The 18,821-nt window shown below is 73.5% G+C and carries 15 protein-coding genes and 2 tRNA genes; 2 read left to right on the top strand and 15 right to left on the bottom strand.

Annotated features, from left to right (window positions below; genetic code table 11):
- Positions 1-120: 120 nt before the first annotated feature.
- The 5 genes from ACGF5G_RS06710 to ACGF5G_RS06690 form a co-directional block, all read right to left on the bottom strand.
- Positions 121-315, bottom strand: coding sequence for a hypothetical protein (locus ACGF5G_RS06710; RefSeq protein ID WP_350702403.1), 195 nt, complete (start codon positions 313-315; stop codon positions 121-123).
- A 37-nt stretch (positions 316-352) separates the two neighbouring features.
- Entirely contained in the window at positions 353-1,138 is a 786-nt protein-coding gene (locus ACGF5G_RS06705; RefSeq protein WP_393259578.1) for an SDR family oxidoreductase, read from the bottom strand.
- 90 nt (positions 1,139-1,228) lie between these two features.
- Positions 1,229-1,870: a GAP family protein gene (locus tag ACGF5G_RS06700; protein WP_393259577.1), complete on the bottom strand. Its 642-nt coding sequence runs from the start codon at positions 1,868-1,870 to the stop codon at positions 1,229-1,231.
- Positions 1,871-2,092: 222 nt separating this feature from the next.
- Entirely contained in the window at positions 2,093-3,493 is a 1,401-nt protein-coding gene (locus tag ACGF5G_RS06695) for an MFS transporter (protein ID WP_393259575.1), read from the bottom strand.
- 145 nt (positions 3,494-3,638) lie between these two features.
- Entirely contained in the window at positions 3,639-3,899 is a 261-nt protein-coding gene (locus tag ACGF5G_RS06690; RefSeq protein WP_393259574.1) for a hypothetical protein, read from the bottom strand.
- 219 nt (positions 3,900-4,118) lie between these two features.
- Between ACGF5G_RS06690 and ACGF5G_RS06685 the strand changes: the two genes are divergently transcribed.
- The gene (locus tag ACGF5G_RS06685; protein WP_393259572.1) at positions 4,119-8,621 is read left to right on the top strand and encodes an HAD-IC family P-type ATPase; all 4,503 of its coding nucleotides are present in this window, start codon (positions 4,119-4,121) and stop codon (positions 8,619-8,621) included.
- 319 nt (positions 8,622-8,940) lie between these two features.
- Here the strand turns inward: ACGF5G_RS06685 and ACGF5G_RS06680 are convergent, their stop codons facing one another.
- Positions 8,941-9,360 carry a CBS domain-containing protein gene (locus tag ACGF5G_RS06680; protein ID WP_393259570.1) on the bottom strand — a complete coding sequence of 140 codons (420 nt, stop codon included), beginning with the start codon at positions 9,358-9,360 and terminating at the stop codon, positions 8,941-8,943.
- 130 nt (positions 9,361-9,490) lie between these two features.
- A complete protein-coding gene (locus ACGF5G_RS06675; RefSeq protein WP_393259568.1) occupies positions 9,491-10,474 on the bottom strand; it encodes an L-threonylcarbamoyladenylate synthase in 984 nt (327 codons plus the stop codon).
- A gap of 280 nt (positions 10,475-10,754) precedes the next feature.
- On the opposite strand from ACGF5G_RS06675, the gene ACGF5G_RS06670 reads away from it, so the two are divergent.
- Positions 10,755-11,357, top strand: a complete 603-nt coding sequence (locus ACGF5G_RS06670) for a hypothetical protein (protein ID WP_393259566.1) — start codon at positions 10,755-10,757, stop codon at positions 11,355-11,357.
- Between the two features lie 154 nt (positions 11,358-11,511).
- On the opposite strand, the gene ACGF5G_RS06665 is transcribed toward ACGF5G_RS06670, so the two are convergent.
- The 8 genes from ACGF5G_RS06665 to gyrA form a co-directional block, all read right to left on the bottom strand.
- Positions 11,512-12,654, bottom strand: a complete 1,143-nt coding sequence (locus ACGF5G_RS06665) for a hypothetical protein (RefSeq protein WP_393259564.1) — start codon at positions 12,652-12,654, stop codon at positions 11,512-11,514.
- A complete protein-coding gene (locus ACGF5G_RS06660; RefSeq protein ID WP_393259562.1) occupies positions 12,651-13,169 on the bottom strand; it encodes a SigE family RNA polymerase sigma factor in 519 nt (172 codons plus the stop codon). Before ACGF5G_RS06660 ends, ACGF5G_RS06665 begins: the two co-directional genes overlap by 4 nt.
- Before the next feature lie 151 nt (positions 13,170-13,320).
- The gene (locus ACGF5G_RS06655; protein WP_393259561.1) at positions 13,321-14,541 is read right to left on the bottom strand and encodes a low temperature requirement protein A; all 1,221 of its coding nucleotides are present in this window, start codon (positions 14,539-14,541) and stop codon (positions 13,321-13,323) included.
- 247 nt (positions 14,542-14,788) lie between these two features.
- Positions 14,789-14,864 (bottom strand) — tRNA-Ala (locus tag ACGF5G_RS06650).
- 40 nt (positions 14,865-14,904) lie between these two features.
- Positions 14,905-15,033, bottom strand: a complete 129-nt coding sequence (locus tag ACGF5G_RS06645; RefSeq protein WP_320068343.1) for a DLW-39 family protein — start codon at positions 15,031-15,033, stop codon at positions 14,905-14,907.
- Positions 15,034-15,078: 45 nt separating this feature from the next.
- A tRNA-Ile gene (locus ACGF5G_RS06640) sits at positions 15,079-15,152 on the bottom strand.
- 220 nt (positions 15,153-15,372) lie between these two features.
- Complete coding sequence (locus tag ACGF5G_RS06635) at positions 15,373-16,287, bottom strand: DUF3566 domain-containing protein (protein ID WP_393259559.1); 915 nt, start codon at positions 16,285-16,287, stop codon at positions 15,373-15,375.
- A gap of 4 nt (positions 16,288-16,291) precedes the next feature.
- Entirely contained in the window at positions 16,292-18,811 is a 2,520-nt protein-coding gene (gene gyrA, locus ACGF5G_RS06630; protein WP_393259557.1) for a DNA gyrase subunit A, read from the bottom strand.
- Positions 18,812-18,821: the final 10 nt, after the last annotated feature.

Raw genomic sequence — 18,821 nt, 5'->3', positions numbered from 1 at the left:
CTGCGATCCTCGCACCGCTCCGCCCGGACCGCCCACCGGAGCCCGGCCCGTCCCGGGGACCGGTCACCCGTCCCGGGGACTACCCGCCCGGCAAGCGGTCACCGGGCGGTCGGACGTCGGTCAACTGCCGGTGAGGAAGCCGTTCTCGCGGAGCAGCGTCCGGTCCCGCGCGGCGGCCAACTCCTCCGCCCGCTCGGCCTGGATCCGGCGCACCTCCATCTCCTCCAGGGCGTGGCGGATGGCGAGTCGGATGACGCCGTACAGGAAGACGAACCCGGCGACGTAGAGGATGACGGTGGCGACCATGGCGAACATGGCGTCACGGTAGGCCGGACGTGAACGCGCGGGCCGTTCATCTTGCGCCGGTTCCCCCGTACGTGTCGGCCAGGTGGTCGGCCCAGGTCCGGGCACCCGTCGGGGTCGCCTCGGTGACCAGGCCGCCGGAGCGCAGGGCGCGGCCGACCCTCCCCGGGATCCGCACCGGCAGCAGCGGGCGGCGGGACCGCCGGGCGGCGTTCCAGGCCCGGACCGCCTCGTCGAAGCGGATCACCTCCGGCCCGCCGTACTCCTCGACGCCATGCAGCGGACCGGCCGTGAGCCGCTGGACCAGCCGGCCCGCGACCTCGCCGGGGTCGACCGGCTGGGCGAGCACCGCCGGGTCGCCGATCACCGGGCCGAGCCGGCTCGCGCCGCGCAGCATGCCGTCGAGGAACTCGGGGAACTGGGTGGCCCGCAGCACCGACCAGGGCACCGGCCCGGCCGCCACGACCTGCTCGGCGGCGAGTTTGTGCCGGTAGTAGGGGATCGGGACCCGGTCCACCCCGACGATCGAGACGTAGCCGAGGTGCCGTACGCCCGCCCGACCGGCGGCGACGACCAGCCGGCGGGTGCCGAGCACGTCGACCCGGTGGGTCTGCCGCCCCCGGTTCGGCGACGAGGCCAGGTGCAGCACGGCGTCCACGCCGGCCACCGCCTCGGGCAGCCCTTCCCCGGTGGCCAGGTCGACCACCACCCACTCCGCCGACGGATCGGTACGCGGCCGCCGGCTCGTCGCCCGCACGCTCCAGCCCTCGTCGCGCAGCCGCGGCAGCACCACCCGCCCGAGCCGACCGCCCGCCCCGGTGACCAGCACCCGCATGGTTTCCTCCTTCTCCGGCGTCCCGCGCCCGCCGCGCGGCCACAGGGCTGACGGCGCCGCCCCGACGGGCGTGACGGGCTGTGCGCCGGCTCACCGGAGCAGGTCGGCCGCCGTCAGCAGCACGAAGAACCCGATCACGATCTCGCTGACCACCCAGGAGTGCTGCCGGGCCCAGTCCCGGATCCGGGGCAGCACCGTCGCGGCCCGGTGCCCGAGCAGCAGCAGCGCCAGCAGGGGCAGGGCCAGCAACGCGAGGGTCAGCAGGACGAACGGCAGCAGGTGCCACCAGGGCAGGTCGTGCCGGGCGGCGCTCGCCCCCACGGTGACCATCGTGAGGTCGTCCGACGGCATGGCCAGGAAGAGCAGCACGCCGAGCCGCAGCGCGTAGCCGGGGCCGGCCCGCTGGAGCCCGCCCATCCACTTCGGCGTGCCCGCGGTGTGCCGGCGCAGGAAGACGACCACCGCCAGGACGACCAGCAGCGCCAGCACCACCACGTCGATCCGGCTCTCGACCGCGCGGCGTCCGCCCCCACCGGCCCCGACGTTGACCTTCACGGCCCGGGTGACCAGCCAGCTCGCCGTCACCCCGCCCGAGACCACGAGCCCCGCGCCGGCCAGGTAGCCCAGCGAGGCGGCACGCGGCCGGTCGGCCGAGGCGAGGAAGACCGCCGCGACCAGCTGGGTCCCGGCGACCATCACCACGGCCATCGGCAGGATGGTCAGGAAGTTCATCGCCCGCCCATCCTCCCGGTCGCGCCGTCCGCCCCGGGTCGATTCGCACATCCCCGGTGCCGGCCGGGGGCGGACGGCGGCAAGCCCGGAGCCGGCCCACCGCGCATCCGGCGGGCACGGGGCCCGGCCGGCCGGATGCGCGGTCAGCAGGACGCGGGCACGGGGCCCGGCCGGATGCGCGGTCAGCAGGACGCGGGCACGGGGCCCGGCCGGATGCGCGGTTCAGCCGGCCGCGCGAACTCCGGACGCCCCGGGCGCCACCCGGCCTGCGAGCAGGACCCCCACCAGGGCCAGCCCGCTCGCCACCGCGAGCGTGCCGGCGTAGCTGCCCGGTCCCGGGGCCGCGCCGGCGGCGAGCACCGCGCCGGTGAGCGCCAGCACGGTCGCCGCGAAGAGCGAGTCGCCCAGTTGCAGGGACGAGCTGTTGCGGCCCTGCTCGCCGGGGGCGGACAGCTCCAGGGTGAGCACCGACAGCGAGGGGTAGAGCAGCCCCATGCCGAGCCCCGCGCCGGCCCAGCCGACCACTCCGACCCACACCGGCACCGCCGGCGCGACGGCGACCGCCACCACGGCGATGCCGGCCGTGATGCAGGCCAGCCCCGCTCTCGGCAGGGTGGCCCGGGAGCGCGGCGCGGGCATCCGCCCCTGCGCCCAGGAGCCCACCGACCAGGCGAGCGCACCGGTGGTGAGGACCAGGCCGGCCGCCGTCGGCGACAGGCCACGCTCCCGGGAGAGCATCAGCGGGATCACCACCTCGGCGCCGACGAACGCCGCCGAGGCCAGCCCACGCAGCCCGATCACCGTCGGCAGGCCCCGGCCGGCCCGCAGGAACCCGGCCGGCAGCAGCCGCGGCGCGCAGACCAGCAGACCGACCAGCGCCAGGGCCACCAGGCCGACGGCGGTGGCACCGCGCTGCTGGCCCCCGATGTGCAGCAGTGCGGCGCTCACCCCCGCCCCGCAGGCCCAGCCGATCCGGGCCGCCGCGCCGGCCGACGGTCCCGTCGTCGCCGTGGCCGCGCCGACCGCCCGCAGCCCGGGGTGGATCAGCAGCACCGCCGGCACCGCCACCACCGGCACCGCCAGGAAGACCCACCGCCAGCCGAGGTGCTCCACGATCAGGCCGGCCAGCGCCGGCCCGACCAGCGACGGTACGACCCACGCGGCGGCGAACGCCGCGAAGATCCGCCGGTGCAGCGTCTCCGGGTACGCCTGCCCGACGATGACGTAGAGCGCCACCGAGAGCAGGCCGGAACCGAAGCCCTGCACGATCCGGCCGGCCACCAGGGCGCCCATGGCCGTGGCACTGCCGGCGACGACCAGCCCCACCACGAACCAGACGAGCCCGTGCCACATCGGCGCCCTGGGGCCCCGGGCGTCGCACCAGATGCCGGAGGCCACCATCGCGAGCACGCCGGCCGCGAACGGGCCCCCGAAGGCGATCCCGTAGAGGGCCAGCCCGTCGAGGCTGCGGGCGACGGTCGGCATCGCGGTGCCCACCGCGAGCGCCTCGAACGCGAGCAGCGAGACCAGCGCGACGCTGCCGACCGTCATCGCCCGCAGCCGGGGCGCGAAGAGGCCGGCCGCGGGCGGAACCGGGACGGTCGACGCCGCCGTGGCGGTCACCGCCGGCCCGCCGGACGGGGCAGCCGGTGGCGGGCGCGGACCCGGGGGTCGGCCGGGCCCACCAACTCGGAGCGGAGCAGTTCGATCAGCATGGGGTCAGCCTCCGACCTCAACCCGCATTGAGGTCAAGGGTGACCCACCTCTCTCAGGCCGCCTCCAGCGCCTCCCCGAGCCCCTTCGCCAGCCCGGACAGGTGCTGGTCGGCCAGCAGGTGGCCGGCGGTGATCACCAGCGCCAGCGGCCACTCGACGACCTGGAGCGCGGCGAGCACCCCGAGGCCCGCGTAGTAGGCGAGCTTGTCCGGCGGCGGGACGGCGACCTCCCCCAGCCCCGGAACCTCCACCCGCCGGGTGAACGCCCGGACCGTCTCGTGCGCCCCGCTGAGCTGTCGCGTCAGTGTGCTCATCCCGGCCTCCCCGATGACGGTGACAGTGGATCCGGGATTCCACCGGCGCGGCCGTCCATGCACCGCCGGTGGGGAGAAACTTCCCCTGCTCGGAGGGCATAACGGACGGCCCGCCGGGAAGCCAGGGCGCCGGAGCGGAGGCGTGGGAGGCGAGATGGCGTACGGCGGGAGCAGCAGCAGCGGGGGGCCTGGCCGGCGCCTGTCCGGTCGTACGCCTCGATGACCTCGCTGGGCCGCGCCGCCGGCCGGCTCCTGCCGTCGGTCGCCGTGCCGCAGGTCGTCGGCGAGGCGTCCCGGACCGTCGGCGCCGCCGCCACCCGGCTGGCCCGGGTGGCCGGGCTGACCAAGCGTCGGGTCTGGTCCCGGCCCGGGCGGCACCACATCGAGGTGCACGGCGTCTGTCAGGACGGCGGCGACACCCTCGCCCGGCAGGTCGAGGCGGCGCTGGAGCGGCTGCCGGGGGTGGAATGGGCCCGGGTCAACGCCCCGTCGGGCCGGGTGGTCGTGGCCGTCGGTACGCCGGAGCCGAGCCTGCGCGACCTCGTCGCGACCGTCGCCCGCGCGGAACGCACCTGCCCGCACGAACCGGACCCGGAGATCCCGCCGCCGCACCCTCCCGAGGAGGGGCCCCGCACGCCGCGCACCCTCGGCGGGCTGGCCTCCGACGCCCTCGGCCTGACCATCTCCGCCGCCACGAGGATCCTGCCGTTCACGCCGGTGCCCGGGGAGGTCGCCGGGCTGCTCGGCGCGGTCGACCTGCACCCGAGGCTGCACGCGCTGGCCGACCGGGGCCTGCGCGCCGATCCGCGCGCCGACCTGCTGTTCCCGCTGGCCGAGGCGGTCGTGCAGGGCCTGACCGGCGGCTGGGCCGGGATCGTGCTCGACGGCGCGCAGCGGGTGGTGCAGTGGGGTGAGGCGCGGGCCCAGCTCCGGGCCTGGGCGCAGGCGGAGCCACGGCTGACCGGGGACCCGGAGCGGGCCGTCGCCCGGACGCCGAAGGTCGAGCGTCCCCGCCCGAAGCCGGACGGCCCGGCCGAGAAGTACGTCGTCCGGATGCTCACCGCCGGCGCCGCCGCCGCGGCCGCCGCCGCGCCCGTGGTGGGCCGGAAGCGGGCCGCCGCGCTGGGGCTCTCCGCGCTGCCGAAGGCTCCCGGCAGCGGCCGCGAGGGCTACGCCGCGCAGCTCGGCCGGATCCTCGCCCGGCGCGGCGTGATTGCGATGGACCGCAGCGTGCTGCGCGAGCTCGACCGGATCGACACGCTGGTGCTGGACGCGGCGGTGCTCGGCTCCGACCGGGGCGTACTGGCGAACCTGGCGCCGCTGGACGGGGCGGACGTCGGACAGGTGGCGACCCGCGCGTTCACGCTGTTCGACCCGGCCGCACCGTGGGAGCTGCGGCGCGCCGACGGCTGGCGGCTCGGGCCGCTGGACGCGCTGGACGCCGAGGACCCGGGTGACACCGCCGACAGCCGCCGGCTGCGCGAGGGCGGCGGATCCCTGCTCGGCCTGGCCGACGGCGACACCCTCGCCGCCGTGCTGCGGGTCGACCCGGAGCCCGCGCCGGGCGTGGACGCCCTGCCCACCGCCGCCCGCCAGGCCGGCCTGCGGGTGGTCGTGGCCGGCGACGACGACCGGCGGTACGGCTTCGCCGACGCCCACCTGCCCGGCGGCGACCGGTTGGCCGAGTCGGTGCGGACGCTGCAGTTCGCCGGGGCGGTGGTGATGGTTGCCTCCGGCGACCGGGCCGCGCTCGGCGTCGCCGACTGCGGCCTGGGGATCTCCGCCCCGGAGGACCTGCCGCCCTGGGGTGCGCACCTGCTGGTCGGCACCGACCTGCGGGTGGTGGCGCTGCTGATCGAGGCGACCGGGGTGGCCCGCCGGATGACCCGGCAGAACCTCGGCCTGGCCCTGGCCGGGACGGGCCTCGGCGCGCTGGGGGCGTTCACCGCCGCACCCGAGCTGCTGCCCGGCCGCACCCTCGCCACCGTGAACGGCGCGGCCGCGCTGGCCTTCGCGCACGGCGTCGTACGGGCGCGCCGCCTGCCCGACCGGGCGGACACCCCGGCGCCGGCGGTCACCGCCTGGCACCTGATGCCGGCCTCGGCCGTCCTCGACCAGCTCGGCACCGCGCCGGGCGGGCTGGCCACGGCCGAGGCCGAGCGCCGCCGGAACGGCGGGACCGGGCAGCCCGCCGGGCCGACCGGGCTGCTGCGCGCCTTCGTCGACGAGCTGGCCAACCCGCTGACGCCGGTGCTCGCCGCCGGGGCGGTGCTCTCCGCCACCTTCGGCTCGCTGGTCGACGCCGCCCTGGTCGGCGGGGTGGTCGGCGGGTCCGCGCTGCTCGGCGCGGTGCACCAGCGCAACACCGAGCGGTCGCTTGCCGAGCTGCTGTCCCGCTCGGCGGTGACCGCCCGGGTGCGCCGGGACGGCGCGGAACGGGTGCTGCCCGCCGAAGACCTGGTGCCGGGGGACGTCGTCCTCCTCGAATCGGGGGACGCCGTCCCGGCCGACTGTCGGGTGCTGGAGTCGGCCGGCCTGGAGACCGACGAGTCCTCGCTCACCGGCGAGTCGCTGCCGGTCGGCAAGACCGACCAGCCGGTCGTCGCCGCGGCGGTCGCCGACCGGCGGTCGATGCTCTACGAGGGCACCACCGTCGCCGCCGGCAACGGCACGGCGGTGGTGGTGGCGACGGGCGCGAACACCGAGGCCGGGCGGAGCCTGGCGATGGCCCGGCAGGCCCCTCCGGCGAGCGGCGTCGAGGCCCGGCTGGGCCGGCTAACCCGGGCGGCGATCCCGCTGGCCGCCAGCTCGGCGGTGGCGGTGGCCGGCGCGGGCCTGCTGCGGGGCGTGCCGCTGGCGGAGACCGCCGCGACCGCCGCGAACCTGGCCGTCGCCTCGGTGCCGGAGGGGCTGCCGTTCCTGGTCAGCGCCGCCCAGTTGGCCGCCGCGCGGCGGCTGGCGGAGCACGGCGCGCTGGTCCGCAACCCACGCACCATCGAGGCGCTCGGCCGGGTGGACGTGCTCTGCTTCGACAAGACCGGCACGCTCACCGAGGGGCAGCTGATGCTCGCCGGGGTCGGCGACGACAGCCGGCACGCCCCGGTCGACCGACTCGACGACGGTCAGCGCGCCACCCTCGCCGCCGCCCTGCGGGCCACCCCGGCCGCCGCCGACCCGCACGAGCTGGCCCAGCAGACCGACCGCGCCGTCCGCTACGGCGCCCAGGCGGCGGGGGTGGTCGAGCAGACCGGCGCGGACGGGTGGGAGGCGGTCGGCGGCCTGCCGTTCGAGCCGTCCCGCGGCTACCACGCCACGGTGGGGCGCAGCGGGGGCCTGCTGCTGCTCAGCGTGAAGGGGGCGCCGGAGTCGGTGGTGCCCCGATGCTCCGCCTGGCGTACGCCGGGGGGACGCGACGAGCCGCTCGACGACGAGGGGCGCGCCGGGCTGCACGCGACGCTCGCCGACCGGGCCGGGGCGGGGCACCGGATCCTCGCCGTGGCGGAGTGCCGGGTCTCGTCGCCCGGCGTCACCGACGAGCAGGTGCGCGACCTGACCTTCCTCGGCTACCTGGCCCTCGCCGACGGGGTGCGGGAGAGCGCCGCCCCGGCCGTACGCCGGATCCGCCAGGCCGGCGTGCACACCATCATGATCACCGGAGACCACCCGGCGACCGCCGAGGCGATCGCGGCCACCATCAGCGACCACGACGAGCAGCGGGTGGTCACCGCGACGGAACTCGACCAGCTCGACGACGAGGCCCTCGCGGCCCGGCTGGCCGCCACGGACGTGGTGGCCCGGTGCACCCCCGCGCACAAGGTACGCATCATCCAGGCGTTGCAGAAGTGCGGGCGTACGGTCGCGATGACCGGGGACGGTGCCAACGACGCGCCGGCGATCCGGCTGGCCGACGTGGGCATCGCGCTCGGCCAGCGGGGCACCCCGGCGGCCCGGGCGGCCGCCGACCTGGTGGTCACCGACGACCGGTTGGAGACCATCATCGCCACCCTGGTCGAGGGCCGGGCGATGTGGTCCTCGGTACGCCACGCACTCAGCATCCTGGTCGGCGGCAACCTCGGCGAGATCGCGTTCAGCGTGCTCACCGCCGCCGCCACCGGCCGGTCGGCGCTCACCGGGCGGCAGCTCCTCCTGGTCAACCTGCTCACCGACCTCGCTCCGGCGCTGGCGATCGCGATCCGGCCCCCGGCCGCGGACCGCACCGACGGCCTTCTGCGGGAGGGGCCGGACACCTCCCTCGGCGAGACGATGACCCGGGAGATCGGGCTGCGCGCGGCCGCCACCACGCTGGGCGCCACCACCGGCTGGACGCTGGCCCGCTACACCGGGCGGCCCCGGCGGGCGGGCACGGTCGCGCTGGTGTCGCTGGTCGGCACCCAGCTCGGGCAGACCGTGCTGGCCGGCGGCACCAGCCCGGCCGTGCTCGCCTCCACCGCCGCGTCGCTCGGGGCGCTGGCGGTGGTCGTGCAGACGCCGGGGGTCAGCCAGTTCTTCGGCTGCACGCCGCTCGGCCCGGTCGGCTGGACCATCGCCACGGGCTCGGCGCTCGGCGCGACCTTCGCCAACGGCGCGCTCACCCGCCTGGTGGAACGCCTGCCGCAGTCCGGCCCGCACGGCGCGGAACGATCCGACGGCGGCGCGGAACGATCCGACGGCGATACGGGCGAATCCGACGGCGGCGCGGGCGAAGCGGCGTCGCAGCGGTGACCGCCGCTTGAGCCGTCGGCCCTTCCGTGTCGACGCTGTCGAGCTGCCCCCACAGACGGGGCAGGCCCGTCCGCCTCACGCCCGTCGGCGTCAGCCGTGGGCCTCACCGTGAGCTTCACCTGGGCCCGGCCGCCCGTGGCCTTCACCTGGCCGCCACGCCCATCGGTCTCATGGATGGGGCAGCTCGACAGGACCCCGGCCGGGCCGGTCGGAGCCGTCCGGGCGCGTCGGGCAACAACCTGCAAGGGGCCGATCCCCCAGCGGCCGATCGCCGCCTCCCGGCCGGGGCCGGAGGGCGGCGACCGGTCGGGCCGTGCGGTCAGCCGCGCTCGGAGATGGCCTCGATGAGGTCACCCACGGGACGCTCGGGCAGGGAGCGGGCCACGTCGGCGACGGCCACGATGCCGACGAGTTCGTGCCCGTCGATCACCGGCAGCCGGCGCACCTGGTGCTGGCTCATGGTCCGCAGGATCTCGGCCGCGTCGTCGTCGGCACCGATGGTCACCGCCTCGCCCTGGGCCAGCTCACCGGCGGTGACGCTGCCCGCGTCGCGGCCCTCGGCGAGCACCTTCACCACGATGTCGCGGTCGGTCAGCATCCCCTTGAGCCGGTTGTCGTCCCCGCAGATCGGCAGCGACCCCACGCCCAACTGGGCCATCTGCCTGGCGGCAGTCCTGAGGTCGTCCTGCGCACGGATGCAGGTCACGTCGTCCGTCATGATCTCGCGTGCGGTCGGCATTGGCATGACACCTCACTTCCGGGGGTTGTTGCCGTTTCTCCTACCCCCGCCGCCCCGGCCCATGCACCGGGCCGGGTGCGCGGGCCACTCGCCCGCGAGGCGTCGAGCCCCGCCCGCCCCCGGTCGGGCGTCAGTCCGCCGGCTGCCAGGTGGCGGCGGCGCGGCGCAGCCGGTCGTTGATCGCGCGGCCGACGCCGACCTCGGGAACCGGCTCGACCACAATCTCGCCGACCCCGGTGGCGTCCAGTTCGTGCAGCGCGTCGAACAGCCGCGCGGCGGCCTCGGTCAGGTCACCGGCGGCGGAGAGCACCTCGACCGCCGCCCAGTCGCCCGCCGCCGGCTCGCGGAAGGCCAGGAAGCCGCGCCGGACCCCGTCGGCCGCCGGCGGCTCCCCGCCCGACGCCAACCGCAACGGCGTACGCGGGGCGTAGTGCGCCGCCAGCGTGCCGGGCGCGACCGGCTGCCCCGAACTGCCTGGGCGTACGGTCACCGGGCCGACGGCCTCCTCCAGCGCCTCCAGCGGCAGCGCGCCGAGCCGCAGCACCACCGGCCGCTCGCCCCGGGCGTCCACGATGGTCGACTCGATCCCGCACCGCGTCGGCCCGCCGTCGAGCACCACGTCCACGGCCGAGCCCATGCCCCGCACCACGTGCTCGGCCCGGGTCGGGCTGAGCTGACCGAACCGGTTCGCGCTCGGCGCCGCCACCGGCACCCCGGCCTCGGCGATCAGCGCCCGCGCGTACGTGTGGTCCGGCACCCGGACCGCCATCGTCGCCAGCCCGGAGGTGACGATCGGCGGGATCGCCGCCGGCCGGTCCACGATCAGCGTGAGCGGCCCCGGCCAGAAGCGCTCGGCCAGCGTCGCCACCGCCGGCGGCACCACCCCGACCAGCTTCTCCAGCTCGGCCGCGTCGGCGAGGTGCGTGATCAGCGGGTCGAAGCTGGGCCGCGCCTTGGCCTCGAAGATCCGGGCGGCCGCACGGGGGTCCAGCGCGTTCGCGCCGAGCCCGTAGACGGTCTCGGTGGGAAAGGCCACCAGCCCGCCGGTACGCAGGACGGAGGCGGCCTCGGCGATGCCGCTGTCGGCCGCGAGCACGCGCGGGGATCCGGTCACGCTCCGACGCTAACGTGCCGGGCCGGGCGGAGCGCAGGCGGCCACCGATGTCACCGCGCTGTCCCACGGCGGCACGTGCCGGTGAGGGGCTCCGGCTCGTGGGCCGCGCGTCGCAACTCCGCACGTCTGCTTATCACGGCCGTGGGGCCCGTGGGGGAAGACCCCCAATCAGCCGGTACGCAGGGGTCGACCGTGGTTACCTGACGGCGGGTCGCGCCCCACTTTCACGAAGTGTTCATGGAAATACCACATCGGGGTGATTTTGTTGACAATAAGGACATTGGCCCGCCTGGGAGCAGCGACCATCCTGGCCGCCGCGATCGGCCTCGGACCGGCCGCACCAGCCTGGGCCGGCACCACCATCAACATCGATCCAGCGGACGTCGGCACGACAGCGGCCGCGTTCGGCACTCAGAGATGCGATCCGAACCTCGGCGGCGGCCCCTTCCAGGGCGAGGACGTCTGGGTCTTCGCCCTGCCGTCTCCCAAGCAGCAGGGCACCTTCACCTCACTGACCATCGAGTTCGCCACGGAGGGTGGCCCCGTCACGGAGACCATCACGACCACGCCCGCCGGCGACCGGGCGATTGTCGGCGACAAGGCGTGGATCAGGACGCCCGCCGGCCTGTCCTCGACCGGGGAGTTGGTGAATCCGTTCGCGCTCACCAACGCGACAGCGGTGATCACGGGCACCGACGGCACCTTCGACCTGGCGCAGACCTGCCCGGCGACCGGCGGGACAGCCCGTCCGAGCCTGCCCGTGACCGACACGGGGATCTCCGGCCCGGCGCTCGGCAGGCTCGCCGCGATGGGCGGCAGCCTCATCGCTGCCGGGCTCGTACTGCTGCTGCTCATGCGGGTGCGTCGCCGCTACGAGACATGAGTTGAGCTTGAAACAGACCTGACCCGCGGACCGGAACCAGGGGCATGGCCCACGACGCGATGTCGTGGGCCATGCCGCCGACGCATCCGCCTTGGGGTACGCCACCGGGCACCTCGGCGGGGGAGAGCCGTTCTCGCGATCAACGATCAGCCGGTCAGAACGCGAGCTTCTCGGCAGCTGTACCGAGCGATGGTCCGACATGCACCCGCTGCGCGGTGTCCGATCCCTCCGCGAGCTGTACCGTCTGTGTCACCTTGCCGGCCAGGTCGACAACCTTCAGGCTCGGCCGTTCGGTGAGGCCCCGATCGCCGTAGTCCTTCACGATCAGGTGCGTGCTGTCGTACCAGCCCACCACGGTTCCGGCGGTCGGTACGGAGAACTCCTGTCCGACGGTGCCGGTGGCAACGTCCACGATCTGGATCCGGTCGCTCACGAACCGGTTGTCCAGCGCGATCCGGCTGCCATCGGGTGAGAACCCGCTGCCCTCGTTGAGCGAGCCGCCGGTGACGCGGAGGGTACGGGTCGGCTTGCCGGAGAGGTCATAGAAGCCGATACCAGTCACTCGGCCCGGCTCGCTCTCGCTGTCAGAAACCGAGTGGGTCAGGGCAACCTCCGTTCCGTCGGGTGTCCAGACAAAGGCCGATCCGTTGGTGTTCTGCGTGCTGACGTCGGGCACCTCGACCTGGCGGGCGGCCAGCGTCGCGGCGTCGACAAGCAGGAAGCCAGCACCGGGGCCGTCTTTCGGCCGATTGGTGATCAGGATCTGCCGACCGTCCGGCGACCAGCTGGCACCCGAGGTGTAGCCGGCGCTGCCCGGCAACCACCGAACCTCCCCGCTCTCCCGGTTCAGCACCCCTCTCCTCGACGGATGCGCCAGGCTGTTGTCGCCCTCGTGCACCAGCACCTGGCTGCCGTCCGGGGATGGCACCACCTCGTTGAACGGGACCTTGTCGTACTCACCGGTGTCCGGGTCGAGCAACAGCGAATAGTCGTCCGCCGGCCCCGGATCTCCCGGGTTGTTGACCCCGCTGTACGCCGTCACGACGAACGGCTTGACGGCCGGTCCCGGGCCCATCCCGGCGGGCGACAGATCGTCGCCGGGGACGGTCAGGACGCCGATAGCCAGCGGCACAGCGGCCAGTGCCACGGCAAACGCGGCCACGCTGGCCACCACCAGGCGCGCGGTTCGCTGCCGGCCGGCCGTACGAATCGCGGCCTGAGCCAGGTCCGCCGGCGGGGGCGCGTCGGCGAGCTGGTCGAACGCTTCCCGAACGGCGTTCTCAAGCTGGGTGGTCACTGGTGAACCTCCTGCTCTAGACGATGGTCAAGTTCAGGGCAGAGTGAGCGGATCCGGTCGAGGGCGCGGGAAGCCTGGCTGCGTACCGTCGCCGGCTTGCAGCGCAGAATGTCGGCGATCTCCTCGTCGGGCAGGTCCTCGAGATATCGCAGCACGAGTACCGCCCGCTGCTTCGGCGCCAGGCGATCCAGGGACGCCCGCAACGCCAGGCTCAGGTCGACTCGGCCGGTGAGGTCCGTGTCGGCCAGGTCCGGAAGCTGATCGGTAGAGACTTCTCGGCCCCGCATCGGCCGACGCCACCAGCTCACCTGCTCCCGGTACAGCGCTCGACGCAGATACGCCTCGGGCTGACCATGGCGGACCTTCCCCCAGTGCCGGTACGCCTTGGCCAGCACCGTCTGCAACAGATCCTCGGCCTGCTGCCGATGACCGGTCAACGCCAGCGCGGTCCGAAACAGCGCATGCGACCGTGCTGCGACAAAGGCGGTGAAGTCCTGCCGCGTCTCAGGATCCATGAAAGCTCCCGCATCTCATGCTCTTAGAAACGCGAGATCAGCATGGCCTGCTGCTTCGCCGCACCCGCAATCCTGGCCCGCTCCCTGACAGCACACGGTCGGCACACGCCAGAGACCCCACCGTCCGTGGACCTCTTGCGAACTGTCCCCGCTACGCGGACGGGGACGGGGTTTCCGGTGGGCGGCCGGCCGCGTGTAGAGCGTCCGCGACGGCGACACCGAGCAGCACGACGGCAGCGGCGCTGGCGGCGAGCAGTGGCGGGCCGAAGACCAGCGGCGGAGCCAGCAGAGCAAGAGCGGCGATGCCAACGACCCGGCGCAGGGCGAGCCGGTTGAAGACGATCCGTTCCAGCCGAATGCGGCCCAACAGGAAGACCGCCGGCCCACCGAGGATGATCGCCAGCCAGGCCAACTGGGACCGCCCACCAGGATGCGCCAGCACGATTTCCGAGCCAGTCGCGGCGGCGACGATGCCGAGCACCATGAGCACATGGGCAGCGCCAGCCGTCCGGCCGGCAACCTCCCGGTTCGTCGACATCGCGACGGCCTCGGCCAGCACCTGGCCGGCGCGGTAGAAGTAGAACCGCCAGATCAGCACGGACGAGACGAATGTGATCACCAGGGCCGCCGTCGTCGCGAGCGTGGCGGGGTGTTTGGCGTAGGTGACGCCTATTGACACCACCGTCTCGCCGAGTGCGATCAGCAGCAGTTGCTGGTAGCGCTCGGGGAGGTGTCGGGTGCTGGCCATCCCCCAGCCGCTGATGGCTGGTCGGCGCAGGCCGGGTATCGGCCAGCTGAACTGCGCCACGACCAGGTCCACCGTGATGGCGATCAACCACAGGGCCACCCGGTGGTTCCCGTGCATCACCGCCCCGGAGAGCCAGATTGGGCCGGAGACGCTCGCCCAGAGGGCCAGGCGGGTGTAGAGCGCCCGTACCTCCTCGTGCTCCCGCAACAGCGGCCGGAGCAGCAAGGGGCGTCCAACATGCAGCAACACGTACACGACGGCGAACGAGGCCCCGCGTGCCTCGAACTCGTACGGCAGGGACGTCGCCATGATCAGCAGGCCGAACGCGCTGGCCAGGACCAGCAGCTGGATCCAGCGGTTGCGGCAGTCGAACCGGCTCGTGATGTACGCGGTGGTCGTCCACAACCAGAGCAGCGGCAGGGCAAGAACTATCGTGTACGGCAACGACAGCCACTGCTGGCGCACGTTGTTCGAGAGAAGGTCCGGCACCATCCGACTGACGACCCCGAGCAGGGCGAAGACCAGCACCAGGTCGAAGAACAGTTCCAGGAAGTTGGCCTGCCGAGCGTCCTCCTCGCCACGCAGGATGTTCCCGGACTGCGCCGGCTCCGATGCCTGCCCCATCCGGCCATGATCGCCGAAGGATTGTCTTACGCGCCGATTTCGGCCGCTTCATCACCCGGTCGACCTCACGGCGCAGCCGCGGGCCCTCGAGGCCTGGCCGACCGAATGCCCACTATCCCGGATGACGGCCGACACCTACGGGCACGTCCTGCCGGCGCGGCCTCGCCATCGACCGAGTCCTGAGCGAGGAGGGGACGGCGTGACCGCCTTGGTTGCACTCGGGACCGAGATCAACCAAGGAAAGTGCTGGTGGAGCCCAGGGGACTCGAACCCCTAACCCCTGCCTTGCAAAGGCAGTGCTCTGCCAGTTGAGCTAGGGCCCCGGGGCGGACGTGCCGCCGGTGCTGGCAGTGGTCGGTGCGGTCAGCGCAGGTCGGGCGCGGTGGTCGCCTCGTGCCAGAGGGCGCGCTCGTCGTTGGAAGCCTTGATCTTCCTGGCGACCACGGCCGCCACCCCGACGACGCCGGCCAGGATCAGAAGCTTCTTGAACATTGGGGCCTACCCCTCGCGCTCGACTGCCGTCGGACGAATGTGCGGTGGGGCTAGCTGGAATCGAACCAGCGACCTCAGAGTTATCAGCTCTGCGCTCTAACCGACTGAGCTATAGCCCCGCGTAGCGACGAGCAACATTAACCCATCCGCCCGCCCGGCCCCAAATCGGGGGCCGCCCGGACATCGGGTGTCGCCGTCGCCCCTGAACCTACCGGAGGCGCCGCGCCCGGCCCAGGCGATTTCGCCCGGCCACGCGGCACGACGCGCCCGGCGCCTGCTCCCCGACGCACGGAAGCCGGGGCTCCGCGCATCGGCGGTGCCCCGGCTACCCGAGGTGGATCAGTCGCGCTCGGCGAGGGTCAGCTCGATGCCCCCGACCAGGTCGGCGCAGACGTTGTAGACGAACGCCCCGAGCGTGGCGAGCGCCGTGAACAGCACGACGTTGACCAGGCCGATCAGCGCCGAGCTGAGGATCACGCCCTTGGCGGTGATCTGGAAGCCGCTGGTGCTCTGGCCGCCGCCCGCGCTGACCAGGTCGGTCAGGCTGTCGTTGACGCTGGTGAACACGCCCATCGCGTCGAGGGCCAGGTAGAGCACCGAGGTGGCCACCACCACGACGATGAAGAGCACCACCGAGACGGCGAAGGCGAACTTCATCACGGACCAGGGGTCGATCCGCTTGAGGTTCAGCCTGGCCCGGCGCGGTCCGCGCGACGCGGCCGAGCTGACCGACGTACGCGCTGCGCGTACCGCCTCGCCCACGCGCGCGGCCCCGACGGCGGCCGCGCCGCTGATGCCCGGCGGCAGGCCGCCGCCGTTGGCCGGTCGGCCGGCACCGGTCGGCCGGCCACCGTCCGGCTGCGGCTTGGCCGTGCCGGTGACACGGGGCTGGGTGCCGGTGGCAGTGCCCGTGACCCTCGGCTGTGTGCCGGTGGCGCCGGTCGGCTGGCCGGCGCCGACTGTGAGCGGCTGGGTCGTCGTCGGGTTGGCGGCGGTCGGCTTGGCGGCGGGGGCCGGCTTGTCGACCCCCACCGTCTCGGTCCTGTCCGCCGCGTCCGCGTCCTCGGAGGGCTTGTCCGGCGGCGGTGTCATGCCGGGGGCCCGGGTGAATTTCGGGGCAGGCGCATCGGCGGGGACAGTCGCCCGGCCCACGGCCGCGCGGCCGGTCGCTGGTGTGCCGCTCTTGGCGGCCTCCTCGTCGACCGGGTTGGCCGAGGTCCCCGTGTTCCCCGACTTCGCCTGTGTCTCCGTCATTCAACTAGTCCTGTTCGTCAGGCTCGTCGGCATTGCGAGCAATCGCCACGATAGTCACGCCGTCCGGAAGGTCCATCAGCTTGACCCCCATTGTGTTCCGATCACGCGTACGGCGTACAGGCTTCACCGGAGTCCGAATGACACCACCGTTGCTGGTGATCGCGAACAGCTCGTCGTCCGGGTCGATCACCACCGCGCCGACCAGACCACCACGGCGCTCCGTGATCTTCGCAGTCAGCACGCCCTTACCTCCCCGGCCCTGGACCGGGTATTCCTCGATCGGGGTACGTTTCGCATAACCCCCGTTCGTGGCCACCAGGACGTCCAGCCCCTCGCGGACCACCTCCATGGCCAGCAGGACGTCGTCCTCGCTGAAGCGCATGCCGATCACGCCCGAGGTGGCCCGACCCATCGGGCGGAGCGCCTCGTCGCTCGCGTTGAACCGGATCGCCTGCGCGTTCTTGGAGACCAGCAGCAGGTCCTCCTCCGGGGCGACCAGCGCCGCCCCGACCAGCTCGTCCTCGTCGCGCAGGTTGATCGCGATGATGCCGCCGGACCGGGGGGAGTCGAACTCCTCGAGCCTCGTCTTCTTCACCAGGCCGTTCTTCGTGGCGAGCACCAGGTAGGGAGCCACCTGGTAGTTCGGGATCTCGATGATCTGCGCGATCTGCTCGTCGGCCTGGAACGCGAGCAGGTTCGCCACGTGCTGGCCCTTGGCCACCCTACTGGCCTCGGGAAGCTCGTACGCCTTGGCCCGGTAGACCCGACCCTTGTTGGTGAAGAACAGGATCCAGTCGTGGGTCGAGCAGACGAAGAAGTGGCTGACGATGTCGTCCTGCCGCAGCGTCGCCCCGCTGACGCCCTTGCCGCCGCGCCGCTGGGAGCGGTAGAGGTCGACCTTGGTCCGCTTGGCGTAGCCGGTGCGGGTGATGGTGACGACCACGTCCTCGCGGGCGATGAGGTCCTCCATCGAGACCTCGCCCTCGAACGGCACGATCTTCGTCCGCCGGTCGTCGCCCCACTTGGCGACGATCTCGCCGAGCTCCTCGGAGACGATCTTCCGCTGCCGCTCGGGCTTGGCGAGGATGTCCTTGAGGTCGGCGATCTCCAGCTCCAGCTTGGCCAGGTCGTCCAGGATCCGCTGGCGTTCCAGCGCGGCGAGCCGGCGCAGCTGCATGTCCAAGATCGCGGTCGCCTGGATCTCGTCGATCTCCAGCAGCCGGATCAGGCCCTGTCGGGCGTCCTCCACCGTGGGCGAGCGCCGGATCAGGGCGATCACCTCGTCGAGGGCGTCCAGCGCCTTGGACAGGCCGCGCAGGATGTGCGCCCGCTCCTCGGCCTTACGCAGCCGGAACGCCGTCCGCCGGCGGATCACGTCGATCTGGTGGTCGACGTAGTAGCGGATGAACTGGGCGAGGTTGAGCGTGCGCGGCACACCGTCGACCAGCGCCAGCATGTTGGCGCCGAAGGTCTCCTGGAGCTGAGTGTGCTTGTAGAGGTTGTTCAGCACCACCTTGGCGACGGCGTCGCGCTTGAGCACGAGCACGATCCGCATGCCCGTACGCCCGGAGGACTCGTCGCGGATGTCGGCGATGCCGGCGAGCTTGCCCTCCTTGATCAGCTCGGCGATCCGCTCGGCGAGGTTGTCCGGGTTGACCTGGTAGGGCAGCTCGCTGACCACCAGGCAGGGGCGGCCACGCTTGTCCTCCTCGACCTCCACCACGGCGCGCATCCGGATCGACCCGCGCCCGGTGCGGTAGGCGTCCTGGATCGCCTGGGTGCCGACGATCAGGCCGTGGGTGGGGAAGTCGGGGCCCTTGACGATGTCCAGCAGCGCGTCGAGGGTGGTGGCCTCGTCCTCGTCCGGGTGCTCCAGGCACCACTGCACCGCCGCGCCGATCTCACGCAGGTTGTGCGGCGGGATCTTGGTGGCCATGCCGACCGCGATGCCCTCGGAGCCGTTGACCAGCAGGTTGGGGATCCGCGACGGCAGGATGGTGGGCTCCTTGGCCCGGCCGTCGTAGTTGTCCTGCAGGTCGACGGTGTCCTCGTCGATGTCCCGCAGCATCTCCATCGCCAGCGGGTCGAGCTTGCACTCCGTGTACCGCATCGCGGCGGCCGGGTCGTTGCCGGGCGAGCCGAAGTTGCCGTTGCCGTCGACCAGCGGGTAGCGCAGCGACCAGGGCTGCGCCATCCGGACCAGGGCGTCGTAGATCGCCGAGTCGCCGTGCGGGTGGAACTGACCCATCACGTCGCCGACGACGCGGGAGCACTTCACGTAGCCGCGGTCCGGGCGGTAGCCGGAATCGAACATGGCGTAGAGGATCTTGCGGTGGACCGGCTTGAGCCCGTCCCGGACGTCCGGCAACGCCCGCCCGACGATGACGCTCATCGCGTAGTCGAGGTAGGAGCGCTGCATCTCCACCTCGAGCCCGACCGGTTCGATGCGGTCGTGCGCGACGACGGCGCCGACCGTCTCGGGAACCTCGGGCTCGTTCGGTGTGGACTCGGGGATATCGGTCACTGTTAACCCT

The sequence above is a fragment of the Micromonospora sp. NPDC047730 genome (assembly GCF_043204765.1).
Taxonomy (GTDB): domain Bacteria; phylum Actinomycetota; class Actinomycetes; order Mycobacteriales; family Micromonosporaceae; genus Micromonospora.
Note: the sequence above shows the minus strand (reverse complement) of the source record. Positions and strands in the feature narration are given on the sequence as shown.